This window comes from Burkholderia sp. F1 (assembly GCF_050813845.1).
Lineage (GTDB): Bacteria > Pseudomonadota > Gammaproteobacteria > Burkholderiales > Burkholderiaceae > Burkholderia > Burkholderia ubonensis.
The window spans coordinates 2,461,762-2,485,737 of the sequence record NZ_CP172422.1; the positions used below are offsets into that span (position 1 = coordinate 2,461,762).

General features: G+C 67.6%; 22 protein-coding genes and 1 pseudogene. 10 read left to right on the forward strand and 13 right to left on the reverse strand.

What is annotated here, in order from left to right; genetic code table 11:
• Window positions 1-107 precede the first annotated feature (107 nt).
• Together ACFIMZ_RS29525 and ACFIMZ_RS29530 are read left to right on the forward strand one after the other, a co-directional pair.
• The gene (locus ACFIMZ_RS29525) at window positions 108-1,250 is read left to right on the forward strand and encodes an FAD binding domain-containing protein (protein WP_431823002.1); all 1,143 of its coding nucleotides are present in this window, start codon (window positions 108-110) and stop codon (window positions 1,248-1,250) included.
• 80 nt (window positions 1,251-1,330) lie between these two features.
• Complete coding sequence (locus ACFIMZ_RS29530) at window positions 1,331-1,798, forward strand: cupin domain-containing protein (protein WP_431823003.1); 468 nt, start codon at window positions 1,331-1,333, stop codon at window positions 1,796-1,798.
• Between the two features lie 273 nt (window positions 1,799-2,071).
• Here ACFIMZ_RS29530 and ACFIMZ_RS29535 read toward each other — a convergent pair whose 3' ends face one another.
• On the reverse strand, window positions 2,072-2,380 hold the full coding sequence (locus ACFIMZ_RS29535) for a hypothetical protein (RefSeq protein WP_431823004.1): 309 nt from the start codon (window positions 2,378-2,380) through the stop codon (window positions 2,072-2,074).
• On the opposite strand from ACFIMZ_RS29535, the gene ACFIMZ_RS29540 reads away from it, so the two are divergent.
• Together ACFIMZ_RS29540 and ACFIMZ_RS29545 are read left to right on the forward strand one after the other, a co-directional pair.
• Window positions 2,363-3,505 carry a trypsin-like serine peptidase gene (locus ACFIMZ_RS29540; protein WP_431823005.1) on the forward strand — a complete coding sequence of 381 codons (1,143 nt, stop codon included), beginning with the start codon at window positions 2,363-2,365 and terminating at the stop codon, window positions 3,503-3,505. The genes ACFIMZ_RS29535 and ACFIMZ_RS29540 overlap by 18 nt on opposite strands.
• A 150-nt stretch (window positions 3,506-3,655) precedes the next feature.
• Window positions 3,656-3,892 (forward strand): annotated as a pseudogene (locus ACFIMZ_RS29545) (aromatic amino acid lyase); the annotation flags it as partial.
• 184 nt (window positions 3,893-4,076) lie between these two features.
• On the opposite strand, the gene ACFIMZ_RS29550 reads toward ACFIMZ_RS29545, so the two are convergent.
• From ACFIMZ_RS29550 to ACFIMZ_RS29560, 3 genes are all read right to left on the reverse strand, one after another.
• A complete protein-coding gene (locus ACFIMZ_RS29550; protein WP_431823006.1) occupies window positions 4,077-6,593 on the reverse strand; it encodes a c-type cytochrome in 2,517 nt (838 codons plus the stop codon).
• Window positions 6,583-7,086 carry a (2Fe-2S)-binding protein gene (locus ACFIMZ_RS29555; protein WP_431823007.1) on the reverse strand — a complete coding sequence of 168 codons (504 nt, stop codon included), beginning with the start codon at window positions 7,084-7,086 and terminating at the stop codon, window positions 6,583-6,585. Before ACFIMZ_RS29555 ends, ACFIMZ_RS29550 begins: the two co-directional genes overlap by 11 nt.
• Before the next feature lie 129 nt (window positions 7,087-7,215).
• Complete coding sequence (locus tag ACFIMZ_RS29560) at window positions 7,216-8,373, reverse strand: FAD-dependent monooxygenase (RefSeq protein WP_431823008.1); 1,158 nt, start codon at window positions 8,371-8,373, stop codon at window positions 7,216-7,218.
• A 284-nt stretch (window positions 8,374-8,657) separates the two neighbouring features.
• Here ACFIMZ_RS29560 and ACFIMZ_RS29565 point away from each other — a divergent pair, with 284 nt between their 5' ends.
• The 5 genes from ACFIMZ_RS29565 to ACFIMZ_RS29585 all read left to right on the forward strand — a co-directional run bounded on the left by ACFIMZ_RS29565 (window position 8,658) and on the right by ACFIMZ_RS29585 (window position 14,448).
• The gene (locus ACFIMZ_RS29565; RefSeq protein WP_431823009.1) at window positions 8,658-9,410 is read left to right on the forward strand and encodes a maleate cis-trans isomerase family protein; all 753 of its coding nucleotides are present in this window, start codon (window positions 8,658-8,660) and stop codon (window positions 9,408-9,410) included.
• Window positions 9,411-9,440: 30 nt separating this feature from the next.
• Window positions 9,441-10,271, forward strand: a complete 831-nt coding sequence (locus tag ACFIMZ_RS29570; protein ID WP_431823010.1) for an alpha/beta fold hydrolase — start codon at window positions 9,441-9,443, stop codon at window positions 10,269-10,271.
• A gap of 32 nt (window positions 10,272-10,303) precedes the next feature.
• Window positions 10,304-11,344, forward strand: coding sequence for a 2,5-dihydroxypyridine 5,6-dioxygenase (locus tag ACFIMZ_RS29575; RefSeq protein WP_431823011.1), 1,041 nt, complete (start codon window positions 10,304-10,306; stop codon window positions 11,342-11,344).
• Between the two features lie 16 nt (window positions 11,345-11,360).
• Window positions 11,361-12,020 carry an isochorismatase family protein gene (locus tag ACFIMZ_RS29580; RefSeq protein WP_431823012.1) on the forward strand — a complete coding sequence of 220 codons (660 nt, stop codon included), beginning with the start codon at window positions 11,361-11,363 and terminating at the stop codon, window positions 12,018-12,020.
• 142 nt (window positions 12,021-12,162) lie between these two features.
• On the forward strand, window positions 12,163-14,448 hold the full coding sequence (locus ACFIMZ_RS29585; protein ID WP_431823013.1) for a molybdopterin cofactor-binding domain-containing protein: 2,286 nt from the start codon (window positions 12,163-12,165) through the stop codon (window positions 14,446-14,448).
• 21 nt (window positions 14,449-14,469) lie between these two features.
• On the opposite strand, the gene ACFIMZ_RS29590 is transcribed toward ACFIMZ_RS29585, so the two are convergent.
• On the reverse strand, window positions 14,470-14,913 hold the full coding sequence (locus tag ACFIMZ_RS29590) for a MarR family winged helix-turn-helix transcriptional regulator (RefSeq protein ID WP_431823014.1): 444 nt from the start codon (window positions 14,911-14,913) through the stop codon (window positions 14,470-14,472).
• A gap of 401 nt (window positions 14,914-15,314) precedes the next feature.
• Here ACFIMZ_RS29590 and ACFIMZ_RS29595 point away from each other — a divergent pair, with 401 nt between their 5' ends.
• A complete protein-coding gene (locus tag ACFIMZ_RS29595) occupies window positions 15,315-16,622 on the forward strand; it encodes an MFS transporter (protein WP_431823015.1) in 1,308 nt (435 codons plus the stop codon).
• Window positions 16,623-16,722: 100 nt separating this feature from the next.
• Here the strand turns inward: ACFIMZ_RS29595 and ACFIMZ_RS29600 are convergent, their stop codons facing one another.
• From ACFIMZ_RS29600 to ACFIMZ_RS29635, 8 genes are all read right to left on the reverse strand, one after another.
• Entirely contained in the window at window positions 16,723-17,148 is a 426-nt protein-coding gene (locus ACFIMZ_RS29600) for a hypothetical protein (RefSeq protein ID WP_431823016.1), read from the reverse strand.
• A gap of 125 nt (window positions 17,149-17,273) precedes the next feature.
• Window positions 17,274-18,329, reverse strand: a complete 1,056-nt coding sequence (locus ACFIMZ_RS29605; protein ID WP_431823017.1) for an ABC transporter ATP-binding protein — start codon at window positions 18,327-18,329, stop codon at window positions 17,274-17,276.
• Window positions 18,329-19,201: an ABC transporter permease gene (locus ACFIMZ_RS29610; RefSeq protein WP_431823018.1), complete on the reverse strand. Its 873-nt coding sequence runs from the start codon at window positions 19,199-19,201 to the stop codon at window positions 18,329-18,331. Before ACFIMZ_RS29610 ends, ACFIMZ_RS29605 begins: the two co-directional genes overlap by 1 nt.
• Window positions 19,198-20,073, reverse strand: coding sequence for an ABC transporter permease (locus ACFIMZ_RS29615; RefSeq protein ID WP_431823019.1), 876 nt, complete (start codon window positions 20,071-20,073; stop codon window positions 19,198-19,200). Before ACFIMZ_RS29615 ends, ACFIMZ_RS29610 begins: the two co-directional genes overlap by 4 nt.
• Window positions 20,074-20,107: 34 nt before the next feature.
• A complete protein-coding gene (locus ACFIMZ_RS29620) occupies window positions 20,108-21,178 on the reverse strand; it encodes an ABC transporter substrate-binding protein (RefSeq protein WP_431823020.1) in 1,071 nt (356 codons plus the stop codon).
• Between the two features lie 59 nt (window positions 21,179-21,237).
• Entirely contained in the window at window positions 21,238-22,182 is a 945-nt protein-coding gene (locus ACFIMZ_RS29625; RefSeq protein WP_431823021.1) for a PfkB family carbohydrate kinase, read from the reverse strand.
• Complete coding sequence (locus tag ACFIMZ_RS29630; RefSeq protein WP_431823022.1) at window positions 22,179-23,246, reverse strand: ADP-ribosylglycohydrolase family protein; 1,068 nt, start codon at window positions 23,244-23,246, stop codon at window positions 22,179-22,181. Before ACFIMZ_RS29630 ends, ACFIMZ_RS29625 begins: the two co-directional genes overlap by 4 nt.
• A 3-nt stretch (window positions 23,247-23,249) precedes the next feature.
• Window positions 23,250-23,969: a GntR family transcriptional regulator gene (locus ACFIMZ_RS29635; RefSeq protein WP_431823023.1), complete on the reverse strand. Its 720-nt coding sequence runs from the start codon at window positions 23,967-23,969 to the stop codon at window positions 23,250-23,252.
• Window positions 23,970-23,976 lie beyond the last annotated feature (7 nt).

The following is a 23,976-nucleotide window of genomic DNA, read 5'->3' on the forward strand; positions in this document are numbered from 1 at the left end:
TCGCGAACGGCATCCATCCGCCGGCATGACCTCGATGGCGGCAGCGGCCCCGCCGTGGTCCCGCTGCACAGCTTTCCGGAAACGAGCTTTGACAGGAGCGTTGAACCATGAGCGACACGACGGGACCGCGAGCAATCGTGATCGGCGGATCGGTGGGCGGGCTCTTCACGGCGACCGCGTTGCGCGCGGCCGGCTGGCGCGTCGCCGTGTTCGAGCAATCGACGGGGGAACTCGACAGCCGCGGCGGCGGCGTCGTGCTGCAGCCGCCGATCCTCCGAGCTTTCGCGTACGGGCGCGTGCCGGTGCCACGCGACGCGGGCGTCGATTCGATCGACCGGATCTATCTCGACGAACACGACCGGATCGTGCAGCGCTTTCACATGCCGCAGACTCAGACCGCGTGGAATGTGATCTATACGGCGCTCAAGCGCGCACTGCCCGCGGATGCCCTCCATGCAGGCGAATCGTTCGAGCGGCTCGAGCAGGATGACGCGCGGGTGATCGCGCGCTTCGCGAGCGGCCGCACCGAGCAGGCGGATCTGCTCGTCGGCGCCGATGGCGGCCGCTCCCGCGTGCGTGCACAGCTGCTGCCCGACGCCCAGCCCGACTACGCCGGTTACGTCGCATGGCGCGGGCTCGTCGACGAACACGAACTGCCCGACCCGGTGCTGCGCGTGCTGCGCGACCGCTTCACGTTCCAGCAAGGCGACGCGCACCTGTTCCTGACCTATCTGGTGCCCGGCCGCGACGGCGCCGTCGAGCCCGGCAAGCGGCGAGTGAACTGGGTCTGGTACCGGCGTCTCGCGCGCGACCGGCTGCCGGCGCTGTTTCTCGCGCAGGACGGCACGCAGCGCGACGGTTCGCTGCCGCCCGGCGCGATGCGCGACGACAACCGGCTCGAACTCGTCGATGCGGCCCGCCGGCTGCTCGCGCCGACGCTCGCGGCGCTCGTCGACGCAACGCGCGCGCCGTTCGCGCAGGCGATCCAGGATCTGGCGGTCGACAGGATGGTGTTCGGCCGAGCGGTGCTGCTCGGCGATGCCGCGTGCCTCGTCCGGCCGCACACGGCGGCAGGCGTCGCCAAGGCGGCGGACAACGCGGTCGGGCTGGCCGACGCGCTGCGCGAGATTGCGCACGGGCCGGCATTCGAATCCGCGTTGGCGCGCTGGGAGCGCGATCAGCAGCAGATCAATCGCTCGCTTTCCGATCTCGGAATCTCGCTCGGCACCCGAATCATGGGGCCGGCCTGACGGCCCGATGGGATGCGGGGCTGGGGACCGCCTACAATCGACGCCAGACGCGTTGCCCGCGTGACATCGAGGAGCCGCCCATGCCGAAAATCCATGTCGCCAACGTCCCGGCGCGCAAAGGCTCCGGCTATCCGCCGCCGTTCGATGCCCCCTGCGCCGAGCGCATTCGCCAGCGGCTTGGCGATGCAGGCGGGCTCGCCGACTTCGGCGTCAACCTGATGCGCCTGCCGCCCGGCAACTGGTCGAGCCAGCGGCATTGGCATACGGCCGAAGACGAATTCGTGTATGTCCTTGCCGGCGAGCTGACGCTGATCGAGGACGGCGGCGAGACGGTGCTGCGCGCCGGCGACTGTGCGGCGTTCCCGAAGAACGCCGGCAACGGCCATCACATGATCAACAAATCGGGAGAGATGGCTGTCTATCTCGAAGTCGGGTCCCGCTCGCCCGACGACGTCATCACCTGCCCCGATGTCGACATGATGAGCCCGAGCGTCGACGGCCGGTTCCTGCACAAGGACGGCACGCCTTATCCGGCGCCGGAAGATTGACGCATCGAGCCGACGTCCGAGACGCATGAAGCAGAATACCTCCATCGAAACCGGCCGCCTCGACGCGCCGGCCAATCAAACAATACGCACCACCATCAATAAAATTAAAACAAATCAACAAACCTCAACAATAACCATCATTAAAAACCAGATACACAACCAAAACAAAATACAATCGACCACAACAAATCAATCATACATTTAAATCCCTCCAAACCGCAAAATCTGCCATAGAATCAATTCATTGAAACTTAATCAACATAAAGCGGCAATTCAAATTAAAAAATTACTCCAATAATTCGCCCGCAACATCTCGAGCGCACGACAACACATTAGAAAAAAATCATCCGTCACTCGAAAACCAATAACGCCGACAGCATCTTTCATTTTTTTCCGACACGCGTTGGTCGCATCACAAAATGGGGTGCATACCAGATTCCCGCGGAACGGCACCTCGACGGCGTCAAGCATCAGCCTTGCTCCCACATTGAGCACCGCCTTTAAATTTCGACCCATGGCCGCCCCCACGCAAAGCGCCGGATTGCAAAATCGCAGGAGATCGACATGAACAGGATCGGGCATCAATTTGTTTTGATAGCATCAATTTCATTAATTTCGACAAGCCCTCACGCGCAGCAAATAAAAATTCAAGGAAATATCACGCAGATCACAATGCCGGAACAGAAAATCCAGAGGACCGCAATCGATTTCAAGAATGCGCTGCCGATGCCGCTGCCGAGGCCGAGTGTCGCGCCCGCCTCATTGACCGATTCGATGCTGTCCGGGCCACCGCGCTTTCCCGGGAATCCGGGCTTTGAACGCGGCGGCACCGGCGACGGCAAGCTGCGGCCAGTGCAGCTCGCCCCCGCCAGCGAATCGAGTCAACCGGGCGTGGAGCCACAGGAATTCGGCACGTCGAATCAGCCGTTCACGACGAACCGGGTCAACGCCAACGGCGACAATACCCAGTATTACTACCCGTTCCGGGCCGCCGGGAAACTGTTCTTCAAGATCGGCTCGGCAACCTACGTGTGCTCCGCCTCGCTGATCAAGCCGGGAATCGTCGTCACGGCCGCGCATTGCGTCGCGAATTTCGGTCAGCAGCAGTTCTACTCGAACTGGGTGTTCACGCCTGCGTATAGCAATGGAACGGCGCCATATGGCGTTTGGAACGTGGCGTCCGCGACCGTCACGACGTCGTACTACAACGGCACGGATCCATGTGCCCAGCCGGGCGTCATTTGCCAGGACGACGTGGCCGTGCTGGTCCTGATCCCGCAAGCAGGCTCGTATGCGGGAAACAGTGCCGGCTGGTTCGGCTACGGCTGGAATGGCTATGGCTTTACTTCGTCCGGAACGACCCTGATCAACCAGCTCGGCTACCCGGTTGCGCTTGACGGCGGCGGCCTCATGCAGCGCAATGACTCTCAAGGATTCGTCGCCTCCGGCTCCTCGAACAATACGATCATCGGTTCGTTGATGACCGGCGGTTCGAGCGGCGGGCCGTGGCCTGTCAATCTTGGCATGGCACCGGTACTCAACGGCACGAGCTTTGGCAATGCGCCCGCTCGCAACACCGTGGTCGGCGTGACGAGTTGGGGATATACCGATCCGTCGATCAAGCAACAAGGCGCGTCGCCGTTTACGAGCGGCAACATCGTGCCCCTTGTGAATAACGTGTGCGCCAGCTCGCCGGCTGCCTGTTGAAGACCGTCATCAACCGAACGACACGGCGGCCAGGCCCGTGCCCGTCCTGCATGGGTCGCATGACCAGCACGAGTCTTGCCGCCGTGCGACGGACCGGCCTTGCCTCGCCGTCCGGGAGATGGCCGCAATGCACGAACCGGTCACGTGCGAATCGGCGCGCCCGAAACGCGCGCGATCATCGCCGCCGCGATCAACAACTACGCGCACGGCCACTCCGGCGTGCGCGTCGACGTCGTCGAGCAACTCGCCGCGCTGCTCGCTGCCGATTGCCTGCCCGCAGTGCCGTCGCACGGGTCGGTCGGTTATCTGACGCACATGGCGCACGTCACGCTCGTCCGCGTCGGAAAGGGCCATGCGCGCCATCGCGGCGAGCGGATCACCGCCGACGCTGGCCGGCCTGGTCCAGCGGCGGAATGCCGCGAGTGACGCGAATCGCTTCACTACCCGACCATGCAATGGTGCGCATCGGCGACGCGCATCGCGGATGATCCGCCCCTGATCGCGCAGGCATCCGATGACGAGCGCGACAGCGCGACAATATTCGCGCGCCTGTTATCGAACGGCGCGATTTTCATCGATGCGCCCGGCGAATCCGCGCCGACGCCGCCTCAAGGTCCCGCCAGGCCGGCTGCCCCGGCGCGTAGCGCGCGCGGATGTACGCAGCCAGCTCGGCCATTTGCCGGTCGTCGAACGCGTCGCCGAAACCCGGCATGTAGCCGAGCCCGGCAGTCGCCGGATGATCGATGCCGTTGTGCAGCACACGCAACAGGTTGTCCGGCGCGTCCTGGCTCACGCTCGTATTCAGCCCCATCAACGGTCGCACGCCGAAATGGCCGACGCCGCCCGACTCCGCATGGCATACCGCACACGCGGCGCCGAACGCGCGGCGACCGTTCTCGAAGCCCAGTGTCGCTACCGCCTCCGCGCCGCGCGCCTGACGAGCAGCCGCGGCAGCGGCTGCCGTCGCGTCAACGTGCGGCGACAGCGACGCGACGTAGTGCGCGATCGCGCGCACGTCCGACTCGGGGAGCGCCGCCAGCCCGGCGACGACCGGCGCCATCGGCCCCGCGGCAACGCCGTGCTGCGCCGAAAAACCGGTGCGCAGATAGTCGAATAGCGCATCCTCGGTCCACGGCACGGGCGCCGCCTTCGACGACGCGACCAGCGACGGTGCCGCCCACCCTTCCGCGACGCCGCCCGACAGATACGCGAGCCCGCCCTTCTCCGCGCCGAGCGCGTTGCGCGGCGTGTGGCATGCGCCGCAATGGCCGGCGCCGTCGACGAGATACTTGCCGCGATTCCATATCGCCGAGCGATCCTGCGCCGGCGCGAACGGCTGCGCGTCGTGGAACAGCCAGTTCCAGCCCGCGACGAGCCGGCGCTGGTCGAGCGGGAACGGCAGCTTCGTGTTAGGCGGCGTGTGCTTCACCGCCGGCTGCGACATCAGGTACGCATACAGCGCCAGCATGTCCGCTTCGCTCATGCGCGCAAACGCCGTATACGGGAACGCCGGATAGAGATGCGTGCCGTCGCGCGCGATGCCTTCACGCATCGCGCGCGCGAACGCGGAATACGTCCACGCGCCGATGCCGGTTTCCGGATCGGGCGTGATGTTCGTCGTGTAGATCGTGCCGAACGGCGTATCGAGCGCGAGGCCGCCCGCGTTGACCCGGCCACCCGGCGCGGTGTGGCATACCGCGCAATCGCCGGCGAGCGCGATCTGCCGGCCGCGCTCGAGCGTCGCCGCGCTCCACATCGCGCCGTCCGCGCCACCCGCCGCAACCGGCGCGATTGGCGCGGGGCCGGGCAGCAGCGCGCACGCAAGGCCGATCAGCCCGCCGACCACGCCGCCGCCCCCGAGCCAGCGACGCCAGCGCGGCGTTGCGAAATGCATGGCCGGCTTCGACGACGCGCGCTCACGCGCGTCGACCGGCACGGCACGCGTCAACGCGGCACGGATGCGTTCGGCATCGAACGGCGGCGCCCGAAACCGGACGCCGGTCGCGTCGTACAGCGCGTTCGCGATCGCCGCCGCCGCAGGCGCGGCGGCCTCGTCGATGCGTTGCGCGTCCCGTGCCGACAGCGCAAGCGAATGCGCATCTGCCGCGAGGTCGCGCGTCGCCACGAGCTCGTGCGAGACGGCCGCCCGCGCGTGCCCGTCCTCATCATGAGCGGGTCGTGCGGACAGGCGCGCGCCCATCACGCGCGAGATCGTCGCCTCGATCTGCGACGCGGGCAATCCCGTCAGCGTCGCGCTACCCGCCTGCCCCGAGCCCTGGCCCGCCACGACACGCCGCACGGCGACGTCGCCGGTCGAGCGGTCGACGTCCAGGTCGACGACCCACGCGGTCCAGCTTGCCTGCCCGTCGGCCGTCGCGTTCTTGCCTGCCGGCGCGCCATCATCGGTCACGGCGGGGGCGTGCGCGTCGTCATTGCCCGACGTGGCCTGCTCGACGCCCGGCTCACCCATCGCCGCCAGCGCGCCGTCGAAAGCAAAGCCGCGCCCGCGCAGCCGGGACGACGGCCGTTCGTTCGCCGATCCGGCCGGCGCGCCCCATGCCGCCCGCTCCGCGACCATTCGGATGACTTCGCGCGGACCGGCATCGTCGCGCGGATCCAGATGCTGGAGACGCAGCGCGACCGGATCGCGCCCCATGTCGCCGGCCAGTTCGTCGATGAACGACTCGCGCGCGAACACGTGCGCATGCGGCGGAATCGCGCGGCCAGCATCCTCGATCTCGACCGACGCGTGCGCGTGCCGATAGACGAACGTCGGCGGCGCGTCCGCGCGATTCGCGGCAACCGGCTGTGCACGCGGTTCGTCGGACGCGCGATCGAGCTGCGCGCGATAGCGCCACGTCGTCATGCGGCCGTCGTACGCGGTGCGGGTTTCGACGTCGAGCGTCGCGCGCGCGTCCGGATCGTCCGTCGGCCATCGATATTGCACGTGCCGATAGCGGGACGCATCGCCGCCAGGATGGGCCGCCTCCGCGTCCGCTTCGTCGCGCGCGACGATCCGCGCGTCGTCGCGGCGCCCGTGCTCGCCGTCGCCCGCGTCGTGCGCCTGCGTCGTCGGTTCACTGTTCATCGTCGTGTCGCAGATACCGCGCGGCGCGATGCACCGCCCGGATGATCTCGAGATGCGTGCCGCAGCGGCACAGATTGAAGCGCAGCGCGTCGCGAATCGCGTCGTCGTCCGGCGACGGGTTGCGATCGAGCAGCGCCTTCGTGCTCATGATCATCCCGTTCAGGCAGTAGCCGCACTGCGCCGCCTGTTCGTCGATGAACGCCCGCTGGATCGGGTGCGGCGCGTCGAGCGAGCCGAGCCCTTCGAGCGTCGTGACCGTCCGCCCGGCCGCCGCGGCGACGGGCACCACGCACGAGCGCGCCGCCTGCCCGTCGATCAGCACCGTGCAGGCGCCGCATTGGCCGAGCCCGCAGCCGTACTTCGGGCCGTTCAGCGCGAAATCGTTGCGCAGCACGTAGAGCAGCGGCGTATCGGGCGCGGCTTCGTCGACGGCGCGCTGCACGCCGTTGATGCAGAGCGCGAGCGGCCCCGCGACGGAAGTGGAATGCGACATGGGCTGATCCGGGAAACGGGCTTGGGAACCTCGCAGCACACCGTGCCGACGCCGGCGCCCGGCATTGCGCGAGGCCGGGCCGCGCAGGCAGGGAGCGCACGCGCCGGCGGCCGGGCCGCGCCGGGCTCGTCAGGTGGCCGCCGCCACCTTGTCGTGCGACGGCGACACGAGCGGCACGTCGAACACATCGTACCCGAACACCCACGACGGGTCTTCGTTCGCGCGCAGCCACGTGTTGTCGTGCGACACGCGCTGCACCTTCGACGCGCGCGCCGCGCGGTTCGCCTCGTACAGCGCGAACGCGGCGGGGTAATCGCCGGCGCCGACCTCGTCGAGACAGCGCGCAAGCATCGCGGCGTCCTCGATCGCCATCGCCGCGCCCTGCGCCATGTGCGGCTTCATCGGATGGCACGCGTCGCCGAGCAGCACGAGGCGGCCGCGGCTCCACAGCGGCAGCGGGTCGCGCTCGAGCAGCGGCCACTTGGTGATCGACGGCGAAACGTCGATCAGGTGCTGGATATCCGGATGAAAGCCGGCGAACGCTTCGCGCATCTCGTCGCGGCTGCTGTCGACCATCGACACGCCTTCCGGCCACTCGGCCTGCGGCACGCCGGTCACGTAGTAGTACTCGTCGCGCTTTTCCGTCACGTAGTAGACCATCATGTGGCGATCCTCCGACCACCACTTCACGCACATGTCGTAAGGCTTGTTGCCGAGCAGCGATGCGGAAAACACCGCCCGGTGCGCGACATACCCGGTGTAGCGCGGCGGCTCGGCGCCGAGCAGATGCTCGCGGATCCGCGAATTCACCCCGTCGGCGCCGATCACGATGTCCGCGGTCTCGACGCTGCCGTCCGTGAAGGACAGGCGCACCGCGTCGCCAGTGTCGTCCACGCACGCCAGGCGCTTGCCGAAACGGATCGTGCCGGGCGTGACGGCCTGCGTCATCAGCGCATGGAAATCGCCGCGATGCACGGTCAGGTAGCTCGCGCCGTAGGTCTTCAACGCGTAGTCGCCGAGCGGAATCCGCGCGATCACGTCCGCCGTCCGCCAGTCGCGGCTGTACCAGCAATCCGGGTGCGAACCCATTCGGTTCAACGCGTCCTCGCAGCCGATGCGCCGCATGACCTTCATCACGTTCGGACCGAGGTGGATGCCGGCGCCGAGGCGCGAGAACGCGGGCGCCTGCTCGTACAACGCGACGTCGTAGCCGCGGCGCTGCAGAAGGCCGGCGGCGGCCGTGCCGCCGAGACCGGCGCCGATGATTGCGATGCGGGGTTTGCTCATGCGGATCTCCTGATCGTGAGCCCGCCGTGTCGAAGGTCCTCGAGCGGGCTGGTTGATTACGCGTTTATGTAGCGTACACACTCATAATTATTCAAACAAGAAGATTGTTTGCTGCTGCCGGCCCATACGGGAAAACACGGATAAATCCCCTATATGTCGCACACTACGGCGATCAATGAAGCCTTATGATTTTTTGATACGTTGTCGTTTTCAAACGTACACGCTAGACTTTGTTCGAACCCGAGTGCGCTCGCCCACCCTTACCCGCCACGGAGCCTTCCGCCATGAGCAAGACTTACCGCATCGGCCAGATCGTGCCGAGTTCCAACACGACGATGGAAACCGAGATTCCCGCGATGCTGCGGCTGCGCGAGACGATTCGCCCCGAGCGCTTCACGTATCACTCGAGCCGGATGCGGATGAAGAAGGTCGTCAAGGAAGAACTCGCGGCGATGGACGCCGAATCCGACCGCTGCGCGGTCGAGCTGAGCGACGCGCGCGTCGACGTGCTCGGCTACGCGTGCCTCGTCGCGATCATGGCGATGGGCCACGGCTATCACCGCGTGTCGCAGGCGCGCCTGACGAAGCACACCGCGGACAACGGCGCGCAGGCGCCCGTGCTGACCAGCGCGGGCGCGCTCGTCGACGCGCTGAAGGTGATCGGCGCGAAGCGCATCGTGGTCGTCGCGCCTTACATGCTGCCGCTCACCGAGCTGGTGGTCGACTACATCCGCAACGAAGGCTTCGACGTGCTCGCGTACCGCGCGCTGGAGATTCCGGACAACCTCGACGTCGGCCGCCACGATCCCGCGCGCCTGCCCGACATCGTGAAGACGCTGCCCTGGCAGGACGCCGACGCGATCGTGCTGTCCGCATGCGTGCAGATGCCGTCGCTGCCGGCGGTCGCGAAGGTCGAGGCGATGACGGGCAAGCCCGTGATCACGGCCGCGATCGCGACAACCTACGCGATGCTGCGCGAGCTCGACCTCGAGCCGGTCGTGCCGGGCGCGGGCGCGCTGCTGTCCGGCGCGTACTGACGCGCGCCGCCTCTCGAACGGAGCCCATTCATGCCCTCGACTTTCCTGTACGGCGCGAACGTTCACGCGAACGGCATCCGCCAGCATTACCTGCGCTACGGCGGCGCGACTCACGCGCGCGCGGCGCGGCCCGCGGTCGTGCTGGTCCCCGGCATCACGAGCCCCGCGATCACGTGGGGTTTTGTCGGCGACATATTCGGCGCGGCGTTCGACACCTACGTGCTCGACGTGCGCGGCCGCGGGCTGTCCGAAGCGTCGCCCGCGCTCGACTACGGCCTCGACGCGCAGGCCGACGACGTCGCGGCGCTCGCGGCCGCGCTCGGCCTGTCGCGCTTCAGCCTCGTCGGCCATTCGATGGGCGCGCGGATCGCCGCGCGCGCCGCGCTGCGCCGCCCGCGCGGGCTCGAAGCGGTCGCGCTCGTCGATCCGCCGGTGTCGGGCCCCGGCCGTCGCCCGTATCCGGGCAAGCTGCCGTGGTACATCGAATCGATGGCGCTCGCGCGCGCCGGCACCGACGCCGAGGGGATGCGCGCGTTCTGCCCGACCTGGACCGACGCGGAGCGGCAACTGCGCGCCGAATGGCTGCACACGTGCGACGAGCGCGCGGTGCGCGCGTCGTACGAAGGCTTCCATACCGACGACTTCCACGCGGACGCCGCGCGGCTCGACGTGCCCGCGCTGCTGATCACGGCGGAGCACGGCGACGTCGTGCGCGATGACGACGTCGCGGAACTGCAGCGCGCGACGCCGTCGATGCGGCACGTGCGCGTGCCCGGCGCCGGCCACATGATCCCGTGGGACAACGCGGCCGGCTTCTACGCGGCGTTCGGCGCGTTCCTCGGCGCGCCGCTCGCGGCCTGACCCTTTCCTTCACGCACCCACCGGAGCCGACGATGCCAGTCAGCGATACCCAACTGATCGACGCGTGGAAGCAGGTGCTCACGCTGTCGCGCCTCGAACCGGGCCAGACCGTCACGATCCTGACGAGCCCGGCCACGCACCCGCAGACGCTGTCGTGCGCGCTGATCGCGACGCAGATGATGGGCGCGATCGTGAACCGGCTCGACCTGCCGCCCGTCAACGGCGACAAGGCGTTCAGCCGCGATCCGCTCGCCTACCTCGGCACGACGCCGCTCACCGGCAACCGCGCCGCGATCGCCGCACTGAAGGCGAGCGACCTCGTGCTCGACCTGATGACGCTGCTGTTCTCGCCCGAGCAGCACGACATCCTGAAATCGGGCACGAAAATCCTGCTCGCGGTCGAACCGCCGGAAGTGCTCGCGCGGATGGTGCCGACGCAGGCCGACCGCACGCGCGTGCTCGCCGCCGCCACGAAAATCGCCGCCGCGCGCGAGATGCGCGTGACGTCGACGGCCGGCACCGCGCTCACGTGCCCGCTCGGCGACTTCCCGCCGACCGCCGAATACGGCTTCGTCGATGCGCCGGGCCGCTGGGACCACTGGCCGAGCGGCTTCGCGCTGACCTATCCGAACGACCGCACCGCGCGCGGCACGATCGTGATCGACCGCGGCGACATCCTGCTGCCGCAGAAGCATTACGTGAGCGAGCCGATCGCGCTCACCGTCGAAGGCGGCTACGCGACGCGCATCGAAGGCGGCGTCGACGCCGACCTGCTGCGCGACTACATGGAAACCTTCGCGGATCCGGAGGGCTATGCGATCTCGCACATCGGCTGGGGGCTGCAGCCGCGCGCGCGCTGGTCGACGCTCGGCCTGTACGACCGCGAAGCGACGATCGGGATGGACGCGCGCGCGTTCGAAGGCAACTTCCTGTTCTCGCTCGGCCCCAACAACGAAGGCGGCGGCAGCCGCACGACGACCTGTCACATCGACATCCCGCTGCGCCGCTGCACGGTCGCGCTCGACGGCGAGACCGTCGTGCGCGACGGCCGCGTGATCGACCAACCCGCCTGACGAACCGAGACCCGCGATGAACGACCTTTCCCGCCACGCCGAAGCGCACGTCTACCAGCAGCAGGGCTTCGGCACGCCGCTGCCGCCGCACGGCAACATCGGCCTGCTGATCGTCGATTTCGTCGTCGGCTTCGCCGATCCCGCGACGTTCGGCGGCGGCAACATCGCGCCGGCGATCGCGCGCACGACGCACGCGCTGGCGCTCGCCCGCCGCCGCGGCTGGCCCGTCGCGCACAGCCGCATCGTGTACGCGGACGACGGCAGCGACGACAACGTGTTCTCGCTGAAGGTGCCCGGCATGGCGACGTTGACGGAGCATCATCCGAACAGCGCGATCGTGCCCGAACTCGCGCCCGCCAAAGGCGAGCTCGTCGTGCGCAAGACCGTGCCGTCCGCGTTCTTCGGCACGCAACTCGGCGCCTGGCTCACGCAGCGCGCGGTGCAGACGCTGCTCGTCGCGGGCGCCGTGACGAGCGGCTGCGTGCGCGCGAGCGTCGTCGACGCGATGTCGCACGGCTTTCGGCCGCTCGTGCTGTCGGACTGCGTCGGCGACCGCGCGATCGCGCCGCACGACGCGAACCTGTTCGACATGCAGCAGAAGTACGCGGCCGTGATGCCGCTCGACGCCGCGATCGCGGCGCTCGACGCTGCGCGCGCGCCGGCCTCCGCGCGGTAGTTCGCGGACGGCCGCCGCGCGATTGACGCGCCGCTTCTGGCCACCTACATTCGTTTGCGTCGAATGCGGCGGCACGGCGGCACGGCGGCATCGCGGCGTGCGCCGATGCCTCCCCTTATCGGCCCGACTGGAACGCCTCACCGTGAACCCTTCCGAACTGCTCGCGCGCGACGGCTGCCTGACCGTGATCCGGCAGCCCGCGCCGCCCGTCAAGCCCGCGCCCGGCCAGCCGGGCAGCCTGTCGTCGTACGTGCCCGACCGGCCCGAGGCGTTCGTCGCGATTCTCGACGACGGCCGCATCCTCGCGTTCAACGGCCACGTCGATCTCGGCACCGGCATCCGCACGTCGCTCGCGCAGATCGTCGCCGAGGAACTCGACGTGCCCGCCGCGCGGATCTCGATGGTGCTCGGCGACACCGCGACGACGCCGAACCAGGGCCCGACCATTGCCAGCGCGACGATCCAGATTTCCGCGGTGCCGCTGCGCTGCGCGGCCGCGCAGGCGCGGCACGCGCTGCTGCAGCTCGCGGCCGAGCGCCTCGGCGTCGCCGCCGCGCGGTTGTCGAGCGACGACGGCAGCATCTTCGCGACCGGTGCGCCGGATGCGCGCCGCGTGACGTTCGCCGAGCTGGTCGCCGGGCGGCGCATCGCGCTCGAGCTGGACCTGAACGCGCGCACCAAGGACCCGGCGACGTACCGGATCGTCGGCCGCGCGTCGCCGCGGGTCGACATTCCGGCCAAGGCAACCGGCGCGCTGACGTTCGTGCACGACGTGCGCGTGCCGGGGATGCTGCACGGCCGCGTGGTCAGGCCGCCTTATGCCGGGATCGACAGCGGCCCGTTCGTCGGCGCGTCGCTCGTCGACGTCGATCGCGCATCGGTCGCCGACGTACCCGGGTTGCGCGCCGTCGTCGTCGCGGGCGATTTCATCGGCGTCGTCGCCGAACGCGAGGAACACGCGATACGCGCGGCGCGCCAGTTGCGCGTGACGTGGCGCCCGCTTCCCGCGCTGCCGCCGCTCGACGCCCCCGCCGCCGCGATCGCCGCCGCCCCGGCGCGGCAGCGCCTGCTGCTGGACGAGGGCGACGTCGACGCCGCCCGCGCACTGCCCGACGCGATCACGCTGTCGCGCACGTATGCGTGGCCGTACCAGATGCACGGCTCGATCGGCCCGTCGTGCGCGGTGGCGGATTTTCGCGCACCGGGCAACGGCCGGATCACCGTCTGGTCCGGCACGCAGAACCCGGCGTCGCTGCGCTGCGACCTCGCGACCCTCGTCGCGCGCGACGAAGCCGACTTCGACATCGTGCGGATGGAAGCGGCCGGCTGCTACGGCCGCAACGGCGCGGACGACGTGTGCGGCGACGCGCTGCTGCTGTCGCGCGCAGTCGGGCAACCGGTGCGCGTGCAGTTGTCGCGCGCCGACGAGCATGCGTGGGAACCGAAGGGCGCGGGACAGGTGATGCAGGTGACCGGCACGGTCGGCCGCGACGGCCGGCTGCTCGGCTACGACTTCTCGACCCGCTATCCATCGAACGACGCGCCGCTGCTCGCGTCGCTGCTGACCGGCGCGATCGCGCCGGAGCCGCGCGTGTTCGAGATGGGCGACCGGACCGCCGTGTCGCCCTATGCGTGCCCGAATCGCCGTTTCGTCTGCGAGGACCTCGCGCCGCTCGTCCGCGCGTCGTGGTTTCGCGGCGTGTCGGCGCTGCCGAATTCGTTCGCGCACGATGCGTTCGCCGACGAATGCGCGGCAATCGCCGGCGTCGATCCGCTGGCATTCCGCCTGCGCCATCTGAATGACGCGCGCGCCGCCGAACTGCTGCAAGCGGTCGCCGCGCGTGCGGGATGGACACCCCGCACGCGGCGCGAGCCGGACGACGCGCGCGTCGCGCATGGCCGCGGCATCGCGTATGCGCGCTACGTGCACAGCCGCTTTCCGGGATTCGGCGCGGCATGGTCCGCATGGGTCGTCGATCTGACGGTCGATCGCGCGACGGGCGAGATCCGCGTCGAGCGAATCACCGTCGGCCAGGATACCGGCACGATGATCAATCCGGACGGCGTGCGCCACCAGGTCCACGGCAACGTGATCCAGGTGCTGAGCCGCACGCTGAAGGAGCGCGTGCGCTTCGTCGACGGCAAGGTCGCGTCGCGCGAATGGGCGAGCTATCCGATCCTGACGTTCGACGAGGTGCCGGCCGTCGACGTCGTGCTGATGCCGAGGCAGGGCGAGCCGCCGCTCGGCGCGGGCGAGTCCGCGTCGGTGCCCGGACCGTCGGCGCTGGCGAACGCGATCTGCGATGCGACGGGCGTGCGCTTCTACGCGCCGCCGTTCACGCCCGAGACGATCCGCGCGGGCCTGCGTGCGGCAGGCCGGCTGCTCGCGCCCGAGCCGGCCGGCCCCGCGGCGGCGGGTTGCGCCTGAGCGCTGCGCGGCGGCGACCGATCATTCCTCTTCGGATTCCATCATCTTGCGGAGCAGGAATTGCAGCGCCACGCGCTCGCCCGGATTGAGCGCGCCGTAGGTGCGCTCCGTCACCTGCTTCGCGAACGGGACCGTCCGGTCGATCAGCGCGAGGCCGGCCGCCGTCGCGCGCACCAGCAGCTTTCGGCCGTCGTTCGGATCGTGCAGCACCTCGATCAGCGCGCGCGCCTTGAGCCGGTCGACGACGCCCCGAATCGTCGCCTGATCGATCGCGGTCGCCTTGACGATGTCGTTGAGCGAGCACGCCTGCTGTTGCTTGACCGCGCACAGCGCGACGAACTGCGCGGCAGTGAGATCGGAATCGGGAATCGCCTCCTGAAAGATGGCGACGTGCCGCTGATAGGCGCGGCGCAGCAAATGCCCGATCTGGTCGTGAAAGTCGTAGGAATCCTTGGAAGACGCCATGAAAGTAAGGGGGCCGGCGCGGCCTGAAACCGAAAGATAACGAGTGTACACCCTGAACTTGACGGCATCGCCCGCGTGCCCCGCCCGGCCTTGCGGGAGATCATGGCCACCTCGGCGACGCCCGGGTTTTAAAGCGCATACGCACCATCAACGTGCATGCCACCTCGCCTCTCTCCGCACCGGAATACGATCTCGCCACCTTGAAAAACACCTTTATTCATATGGAATTAGGTTCATCCACCCGTTCCGGGAAGCCTGTCTTCCGGCGTTGCGATCGAGTCATATTTTATAGTGTGTACGCTATTTAATTGGCGTGCTATACAGACTCCGGCGAGCGTTCAGCACGGACCCGCATCGACCGGCATTCTTCCCAACCGCCACATCAGAACAGGGGCAATCCCATGTCTACCGTACATTCCAGTGCCGCCGTCCCCGCGCGCGATGCGCAGCACGGCAACCTGTACCGCAAGGTCGCGATCCGGTTGATCACGATCTTCTGTCTGTGCTACTTCGCGGCCTATCTGGACCGCATCAACATCGGCCTCGCGAAGCTGCAGATGCTCGATGCGCTGAAGTTCAGCGACACCGTGTACGGCCTCGGCGCCGGCCTGTTCTTCGCCGGCTACATCCTGTTCGAAGTCCCGAGCAACCTGATCCTGCAGCGCGTCGGCGCGAAGTTCTGGATCGCGCGCATCATGATCACGTGGGGGCTGTTGTCCGGCGCGACGATGTTCGTGCACACGCCGATGCAGTTCTACGTCGTGCGATTCCTGCTCGGCGTCGCCGAGGCGGGCTTCCTTCCCGGCGTGCTGCTGTATCTCACGCAGTGGTTTCCGGACGCGCGCCGCGCGCGGATCGTCGCGCTCTTCATGGTCGGCCTGCCGCTGTCGAGCATGATCGGCAGCCCGATCTCCGGCTGGATCATGCGTTTCTTCGACGGCGTGCACGGGCTCGGCGGCTGGCAATGGCTGTTCCTGCTGGAGGCGCTTCCGTCGATCGCGCTCGGCTTCGCAGTGCTGCGCTGGCTGCCGAACAGCATCGAGTCGGCAGCGTGGCTGAACGCGGACGAGAAGAAGACGCTGCGCGCGAATCTCGACAGCGAGCCGTCCGGCGACAAGAGCCACGCGCTCGGCAACGCGTTCACCGACCCGAAGGTCTGGGCGCTCGGCCTCATCGACCTGTGCGTGCTGCTCGGCCTGTATGCGGTCAGCTTCTGGCTGCCGAGCATCCTGCGCGACACGGGCGTGAAGGACGCGTACCAGATCGGCTGGCTGATGGTGATCCCGAACGCCGCCGCCGTGATCGGCACGCTGTACTGCGGCGCGAGTTCCGACCGCGCGCGCGAGCGGCGCTGGCACATCGTCGTGCCGTTTCTCGTCTCCGGCGCCGCGCTGGCCGCCGCGGCAGCCGGCACCCACGGTACGCTCGCGACGGTGCTGCTGTTCTCGCTGGTCAACGCGGGCGCGGCTGCCGCGATGCCGGTCGTGTGGGCGCTGCCGTCGACCTTCCTGAAAGGGTCCGCCGCGGCGGGCGGGATCGCGTTCGCGTGCTCGATCGCCAACCTCGGCGGGTTCGGCAGCACGTATTTCATCGGCTGGCTGCGCGACACGTTCCATTCGCAGAGCGCGGGGCTGTACGGCTTCGCCGCGTGCATGCTGGTCGGCTGCGCGCTGGCGCTTGCGTATCCGGCCAGGCTGGTCAACCGCTGATCGACGGCGCGCGCGGATGCGCCGCATGCCGCGCGCCCACCTGCCTTCTCGCCGAAGGCCGACCGCCGAATGCAACCGAGGCCCGGGCCCGCGCCGCCAGCTAATCCGATGCACCCGCACATTCGACCCATCGCCTCCTGATTGGCGAGACCGTCTGCGGCACGCTCAGCAACGCCTCCAGTCGATGCCGGGCCTCGACGTAGGCACGTCCCGTTACCGTTGCGAGCTGATCGTCGTGCACGGCGACGATCAGCTTCAGGATATCCGCCTCGTCATCGACCAGCCGCCATATGCCGGTTTCCATTGCGCGCAGGACAGCGTCATCCAGCGCACGCTCCGCATCCAGAAACAGCACGGCCTGCGCCTGCGCATAACCTGCTTCCCACAGGAAATAGGACAGATAGACGACACGTATCAGCTCATTGAGCGAATGCCTGAGGCTCGCCTCGGAGCAGCAGCCGACGAGCGCAAGGTGGTTTGCCAGCGAGAGCTGCCGGATGTAGCCGGCCGGCAACTGAAGCAGCATCTGCTTCTTCAACCATCCGGGAATGGGCCCTCCCGGTTTTCGAGGCTTGGCTCGCGACATGTTCTCCCCGCGCTGCGGCACGCTGGCTGCCCTTCCCCATCGCTCGAATGGGCAGCGACCTGAAATCAGTAAACCGGCACCGTGTCCTCCGGCGCCCAGCTCAACAGAACGTCCGAATCGACCGGAATGACGTCGTGCCCGCGATTCTGCACGTGAACCTTGAGCGTCTGGCCATGCCATCCGAGGATATAGGTCGTGTTCACGCCGGCGAATACCTGCTGACGCACACGCGCCTGAAGCCGATTGCATGCCGGGTCCGGACTGAAGTCGCCGATGCGGTGAATGGAGATCTTTTCCGGCCGTACCGCGCATTTTCGCTGCGTGCTGATCTCGTGATCGCGAGCCAGCCCGAGCAGGTTGCCGTCGGCCAGGCGAAAATCACCGCCTTCGAGTTCGCCGGAAAAAACGTTCGCGTCGCCGAGAAACGTCGCCGCGAATTCCGTCTGCGGCCGGTCGTAGATTTCTCGCGCGCAGCCTTCCTGCAGCAGCGCCCCGTTGCGCAGGATGCCGATCCGGTCGCTCAGCGTCATCGCCTCTTCCTGATCGTGCGTCACGAACAGGGTCGTGATTCCGACTTCTTTCTGGATGCGTCGAAGCTCGACCTGCATGTCCACCCGCAGCGACTTGTCCAGCGCACTGAGCGGCTCGTCGAGCAGCAGCACGCGTGGCCGCGTGACGACCGCGCGCGCCAGCGCGACCCGCTGGCGTTGACCGCCCGACAGCTGATGAATGCGCCGCTCGCGATAGGCGCCAAGCTGCACCAGTTCGAGCGCCGTGTCGACGCGACGCTTGATCTCGCCGCGATCGACCCCGCGCACCGACAGCCCGAATGCGACGTTTTCGCCGACGTTCATGTTCGGGAACAGCGCATAGTTCTGGAACACCATGCCGATTTCGCGCTGCTCCACCGGAATGTGCTCCACCGAACGGCCGCCGATCTCGATCTGCCCGCTATCGGGAAAAACGAAGCCGGCAATCATGCGCAGCAGGGTCGTTTTTCCGCTGCCCGACGGGCCCAGCAAACCATACAGGCCGCCCTCCGGGAACCGGATCGACACGTCCTCGAGCACCCGCGCGTCGCCATACCGCTTGCTGACGTTCAATACGTTGACTTCTGCCATCACTGCTCTCCACCAAATCGATAAAGCCGCGAAACGACTACCATGATGCCCATGGAAATCATGATGATCAGCGTCGAGATCGCATTGATCGCCGGCGTAAAGCCTTTTCGGATCGCGCTGTAGATTTCCACCGGCAGCGTGGTTTGCCCCGGACTGGACAGGAAATAGGACACCACGAACTGATCGAACGACACGGCGAACGCGAACAGCGCGCCCGCCACGATGCCGGGCGCGATGTTTGGCAACGTCACGCGCCACGTGATCTGCCAGCCGGTCGCGCCCAGCGATCGGGCCGCCTGCTCCAGCTCGATCGGGAAAGTCTTCAGGCGCGCGCCCACGACGATGATCACGTAGGGCAGCGCGAGCGCGACGTGCCCGAGCAAGATCGCGTGCATGCCCCGTCCGATGCCGATCGAAAAGAAGAAGATCAGCATCGCCGTCCCGGTGATGAGCCACGGAATCGCCATCGGCGGAAACAGCAGCGCCTGCATCTGCCGCTTGCCGGGAAACTCGTAGCGATAAAACGCGAGCGCGGCCATCACGCCGAGCATCGTCGACAGCACCATCGTCGACACCGCGAGCTTGACGCTCCTCAGCGCCGCGTCCATCAGCTGGCTATCGCTCATGGCCGCGCGATACCAGTCGAACGTGAAATGAATCGGCAGTTCGAACAGCGGCGACGCATTCAGCGACATCAGCGCCATGATCGCGACCGGCAGATACAGAAATCCGATGATGGCGACGACATACAACCGGCCGACCAGGCCGCGCACGGCGCCCTGGCGCGCGAGCGCGCGGCCCCCGCCGTTGGACGCGCGAGGAAGGCCGGTCAACCCGCGTCGCAGCGGCGTTCCGGATTCAAGTGACCTCATTGCGATTCCCCCCTCCTCGACAGCCGCATGCCTGCGAACAGGATGACGAGCACGACGGCCAGCAGCATGAACGCCAGGGCGGCGCCCAGCGGCCAATTGAACACCGCGACGAACTGGTCCTCGACGACGGTGCCGAAAAACGTCCCCTTGCGCCCGCCCAGGAGCCGCGGCTCCATGAACGCGCCCACGACCGGCACGAAGATCAGCGCTGCGCCGGCCAGCAGCCCCGGCGCCGACAGCGGCAGAATCAGTCGACGCAGGATGGTCGCCCGGCTCGCACCCATCGAGCGGGCGGCTTCGGTCAGCGAATCGTCGATCGCCTGCAGGCTCAGGTACGTCGTCAGCACCGAATACGGCAGATACGACTGGACGAGGCCGATCACGACCGCGGGATAGGAAAACATCAGATCGACGCTGACGTTCCACGGCGACAGGTGATTGACGAGGATGTCCAGGATGCCGCCGCTGCGCAGCACCATGCTCCACGAGAAGATCCGGACGAGGCCGTTGCTCCAGAACGGCAGGATGATCAGCAGAAACAGCGCCTCCCGCGCCCGGCCGCGAATGACCTTGGCCAGCATGTACGCGCACGGAAACGCCAGCACCGTGCAGATGGCCGTCACTTGCGCGCTGAGCCAGAGCGAGCGGGCCAGCATCGTCCGGTACAGCGGGTCGGTCACGGCGGTCACGTAATTCGCGAGCGTCATCGACCACGACCGGCCGGCGACCGGCACATCGCTCATGAAGCTGAGCAGCAGCATGACCGACAGCGGCAGAAAGACCGCCAGCAGGAGCCAGCCGTAGGCCGGCCCGGCCAATGTCATCGCACGAACAAATGGCCGTTCGCCGCGCGGCGTCAATGCAATTCGCATGGCACTCTCCAGAGCATCGATCCGTGTCGTCCCGTCATTCGGTCTGCGCCTTGATTTCCTGCCAAAGTTGCAGGTACGTCTTGCGCTTGTCGTCCGTGATCGGTTCCTGAAACTGAATCCGCGCACGCGTCGTCGCCGTGGACAACACCGCCCGGTTGAACGAAGCGGCCGGCAAGGCCGCGACCGCCTTGATGTTGGCCGACACCGGCGCCCCGACGCGAGCGTCCCATTGCGTATAGAAGCCGGGATCGATCATGTAGTTGATGAACGCCTTCGCGCCTGGCACGTTGCGCGCGCCCTTCGGAATCGACAGCGAGTCGAGCCAGCCGATCGCGCCTTCCTTGGGCACGACGAACGTCACCGGCAGCGAGAACTTGTTGCGCGCGCGCGCCGCCGATCCGCTCCAGTAGCTCGCGATGTAGAACACCCCCGACGCGGTGTACTGGTTCCAGTCGTTTTCGGAGCTCCAGAAGGTTTTCAACTGCGGCATGAGCGCCGTGAGCTTCGCCTTGACCGCGTTCAGATTCCTGATGTCGTTGATCTTCTGGCCGGTCGCGAGCGCGGCGAACTGGACGGCTTCGATCGCGTCGTCGCGCAATCCGACGTGGCCCTTGTAAGCAGGATTCCACAACGATTCGATCGAATCGGGGGCGGGTCGAATCTTCGCGTCATTGACCGCGAACGACGTGACGCCCCATACCCACGGAATGCCGTACGCTTGCCCGCCGACCTCGAGCATCGGCGAATGACGCAGCCGCGGATCGAGATCAGGCACGTTGGACATGCCCGTCACGACGATCGGCTGCAGGAGGTTTTCCGAGCGCGCCTGCTGGTTGAACGCGCTGTTGACCATCACGACGTCGTAGGTGCCCGGATTGGTCCGCAGCTTGGTCAGCATCTCCTGTTCCGAATTGAAGTAATCGTTGACGACGTGGTAGCCGGTACGCGCCTCGAACTCCTTGAGCGCCCACGGCTCGTCCGTCCCGTATCCCTTCCAGTTCAGCACGTGAACGTCGTCGGCGCGCGCATCGTGCGACACCGAGAGCGCGGCGGCCCCAACGGCCGCGGCAAGCGCGAAACCGAGCATGGTCTTGATCGTCGTCATCTTTAAGACTCCAGAAGAAATAGGTTGAATTCGAGCAGCGAGATGCGCCGCAACCGGCCCTATTCGTTGTTACGTGATCTGATGAAAGCGGCGACCGTCTTCGGGTCGGGCGCCACCGCGCCACCACGCCGGGTGACCGCGTAGGCGGCCGCGGCATTCGCGTAACGGGCGGCGTCGAGCGCATCGCACCCGTCGATGAGCTTCGCGACGAAATTGCCGAGGTGCGTGTCGCCCGCGCCGTTTGCGTCGATCGCCGCGACCGGCAATCCTGGTACATGGTCGGTGCGAGGTCCGCCCTGATCCAGCAGGCATCCGTTCGCGCCGAGCCGCAGCAGCACGCCCGCCCCAGCCAGATCGAATGTGCGCCGCATCGCCTGGAGCGCCTGCAGCGGCTCGCGCTCGCCGGACAGCCGGAATGCCTCGTCGGCATTGCAGCTGACCCAATCGGCGCGGCGCAGCGTCCGCTCGAGCAGCGTGCGCGGGATCGACTGCACGAGCGGACCGGGATCGAAGACGACGGTGCAGTGGGAGGGCAATGCGTCGACCCAGTCACACAGCGCGTCCCGGCTGGCCGGATAGGACAGCATGTACCCCGACAGCACGACGTGATCGCCGGGCGTCACGTCGACGCGCGCCAGATCGCTGCGCTCGAGCCGGCTCTCGACGCCGGAATGCGTGACGAACGTGCGTTCGGCGTCCGCGTCGACGAGGACCACGCACGTCCCGGTATCGCCGTCGTCCGAAATGGGCTGCACCACCTCGATGCCCGCGCCGCTCAGCCGCGCGCGCACGCGCTCGCCGAACGGCCCCCTGCCGTGTCGGCCGGCGTAGACGACCGACACGCCGCACGCGCGTGCGGCCGCCATGACGTTGAAGGCGCCGCCGACGTCGACGTGCGCGCTTTTCGCCTGCACTTCGGTGGCGGCCTCGGGCACGCGGTCGATCTCGTACGTGAGATCGACGATCGCGCTGCCCATGTGAACGATGCGCCCCATGTGCTTCATGCTCCGCTCGGCGAACGGGCGACCAGCGCGCCGGCACCCGCACTCGCGGCGAACGCGTGCCGGGCTTTCAGCAGCCTTCGCGCGATCGGCTCCACATCCAGCGCATTGACGCGGCAGACCTCGGCCACCATCGCGGCCGGCAACTTCGCCCTTCCCTGGCAAGCACCGGCAACGGTGCCGCAGATCGCGCCGATCGTATCGGTGTCGCCGCCAAGATTCGCGCTCATCAGGCAAGCCTCCCACACATCTCCCCCGGTCGCCGCGAGCACGGCGAACGCGGCCGGTACGGACTCCTGCGCGGCGACGCTGGTGCCGACGAGCTCCGTGATGAATTCGACGGCCGCCCACCGGTCGCAACGCAGCACATGGTCGACCGCCCAGCGGATGCGTCCGGCGATCGACGCGCCGGCCACCCAATGCCCTTCGCGCTCGCCGAGGGAGGCGGCGCCGATCGCGACTTTCGTGGCTTCGTGCACGTCGGCCCCTTCGATGCCCGCGCTGACTGCGGCGGCCACGGCGCTCGCGGATGCGATCGCAAGATTGGTGTTGTGGGTCGCCCGGCAGGTATCCGCGACGCGCTCGACGAGCCGCGTCAGCGGATCGAGCGGCGTCGCGATCCCCACGGGGCCGATGCGCATTGCCGCGCCGTTCGTATCGCCGGCCTTGCCGGCCTCCTCGACCGGCACGCCGGCATTGATTGCCGTCAGCGCCCGTTTGGTCGACGGCCCCAGCAGGTCATAGCCGCCGCGCGCCCGGATATCGTTCTCCCATGCGATCAGCGCGTCAACCCACCGCGCGTGGTCGAATGCGGCGCCGGAACGCAGCAGCGTTTCGGCAAGGAGCAGCGTCTGCTCGGTATCGTCCGTGATCGTCCCGGCGGCGAGCCCGGCGGAAAGCGGATGGTCGTCGCTTGGCGCGACAAACCCCGTCACGTTGCCGTAAATCGCGCGAATCCCGTCAGGCGACAGGAGTTGCGTAGGCATGCCCGCGGCGTCGCCAAGCGCGCAGCCCAGCAGCGCGCCGACGGCACGATCAAGCTGGTCCTGATTCACTGTCTCAGTCATCGGTCAAAATTCCAGGTGCAATGCAAAGTGCGTGGGGTCCAGCAGACTGACCACATACTCGATCGGGTTTCCGTCTTGCCCGCGCGTCAGGCGGCGGGTACGCAAGAACGGCGTGCCCGGCGCCCGCTTGAGCACGTCGGCATCGGCCGGCTCGAGCCCGACGATTTCCACCCATTCCTCGCCGTGGTCCGGCACCATGCCGTGCTCCACGAGCGTGCGATTGAGCGAGCCTTCGATCAGTCCTTGCAGCGGAATGTCCGCCAGCGCGTCGGAAAACGGAATCCGGCTGCACTCGTACGAAATCGGCTTGCCCGTGCCCGACTCCGACCGAAGCCGGTCCACCGCAATGAACATCTGCTGCTGGACACCGATCTGGCTGGCCAGCGCTTCGTCCGGCACGAGCGCAATGCGCAGCAACTGCGTCTGCGCGCCCACCGGTGCGTTCTCCAGCGACTTCGACCAGCCAAGCTCGCTGTCGAGCAGTTGGCCGTCGTAGGTCACGAACGACCCGACACCGCCTTTTCGGGCGATCAGGCCGTCGTTGGAAAGCACGTCGAGCCCCTTTCGAACCGTGTTGCGGCTGACGGAGAAGCGCTCCATCAGCTCGCTCTCGCTGCGCAGCAACTGGCCGCGCGTCAGCCGTCCCGACAGTATTTCCTTCCGCAACGTCTCCGCCACCTTGTCCGCCTTCGACATCGTGATGGTGTTGGTTCGCTTTTTCATCCGCATC

Bases quoted from the DNA above. Each gene is read 5' to 3' on its own strand.
- ACFIMZ_RS29560 (WP_431823008.1), bottom strand. From the start codon at position 8,373: ATGAGCAAACCCCGCATCGCAATCATCGGCGCCGGTCTCGGCGGCACG.
- ACFIMZ_RS29535 (WP_431823004.1), bottom strand. From the start codon at position 2,380: ATGCCCGATCCTGTTCATGTCGATCTCCTGCGATTTTGCAATCCGGCG.
- ACFIMZ_RS29550 (WP_431823006.1), bottom strand. From the start codon at position 6,593: ATGAACAGTGAACCGACGACGCAGGCGCACGACGCGGGCGACGGCGAG.
- ACFIMZ_RS29610 (WP_431823018.1), bottom strand. From the start codon at position 19,201: ATGAGGTCACTTGAATCCGGAACGCCGCTGCGACGCGGGTTGACCGGC.
- ACFIMZ_RS29590 (WP_431823014.1), bottom strand. From the start codon at position 14,913: ATGGCGTCTTCCAAGGATTCCTACGACTTTCACGACCAGATCGGGCAT.
- ACFIMZ_RS29605 (WP_431823017.1), bottom strand. From the start codon at position 18,329: ATGGCAGAAGTCAACGTATTGAACGTCAGCAAGCGGTATGGCGACGCG.
- ACFIMZ_RS29630 (WP_431823022.1), bottom strand. From the start codon at position 23,246: ATGACTGAGACAGTGAATCAGGACCAGCTTGATCGTGCCGTCGGCGCG.
- ACFIMZ_RS29570 (WP_431823010.1), top strand. From the start codon at position 9,441: ATGCCCTCGACTTTCCTGTACGGCGCGAACGTTCACGCGAACGGCATC.
- ACFIMZ_RS29530 (WP_431823003.1), top strand. From the start codon at position 1,331: ATGCCGAAAATCCATGTCGCCAACGTCCCGGCGCGCAAAGGCTCCGGC.
- ACFIMZ_RS29635 (WP_431823023.1), bottom strand. From the start codon at position 23,969: ATGAAAAAGCGAACCAACACCATCACGATGTCGAAGGCGGACAAGGTG.
- ACFIMZ_RS29525 (WP_431823002.1), top strand. From the start codon at position 108: ATGAGCGACACGACGGGACCGCGAGCAATCGTGATCGGCGGATCGGTG.
- ACFIMZ_RS29565 (WP_431823009.1), top strand. From the start codon at position 8,658: ATGAGCAAGACTTACCGCATCGGCCAGATCGTGCCGAGTTCCAACACG.
- ACFIMZ_RS29580 (WP_431823012.1), top strand. From the start codon at position 11,361: ATGAACGACCTTTCCCGCCACGCCGAAGCGCACGTCTACCAGCAGCAG.
- ACFIMZ_RS29625 (WP_431823021.1), bottom strand. From the start codon at position 22,182: ATGAAGCACATGGGGCGCATCGTTCACATGGGCAGCGCGATCGTCGAT.
- ACFIMZ_RS29575 (WP_431823011.1), top strand. From the start codon at position 10,304: ATGCCAGTCAGCGATACCCAACTGATCGACGCGTGGAAGCAGGTGCTC.
- ACFIMZ_RS29615 (WP_431823019.1), bottom strand. From the start codon at position 20,073: ATGCGAATTGCATTGACGCCGCGCGGCGAACGGCCATTTGTTCGTGCG.
- ACFIMZ_RS29595 (WP_431823015.1), top strand. From the start codon at position 15,315: ATGTCTACCGTACATTCCAGTGCCGCCGTCCCCGCGCGCGATGCGCAG.
- ACFIMZ_RS29620 (WP_431823020.1), bottom strand. From the start codon at position 21,178: ATGACGACGATCAAGACCATGCTCGGTTTCGCGCTTGCCGCGGCCGTT.
- ACFIMZ_RS29555 (WP_431823007.1), bottom strand. From the start codon at position 7,086: ATGTCGCATTCCACTTCCGTCGCGGGGCCGCTCGCGCTCTGCATCAAC.
- ACFIMZ_RS29540 (WP_431823005.1), top strand. From the start codon at position 2,363: ATGAACAGGATCGGGCATCAATTTGTTTTGATAGCATCAATTTCATTA.
- ACFIMZ_RS29600 (WP_431823016.1), bottom strand. From the start codon at position 17,148: ATGCTGCTTCAGTTGCCGGCCGGCTACATCCGGCAGCTCTCGCTGGCA.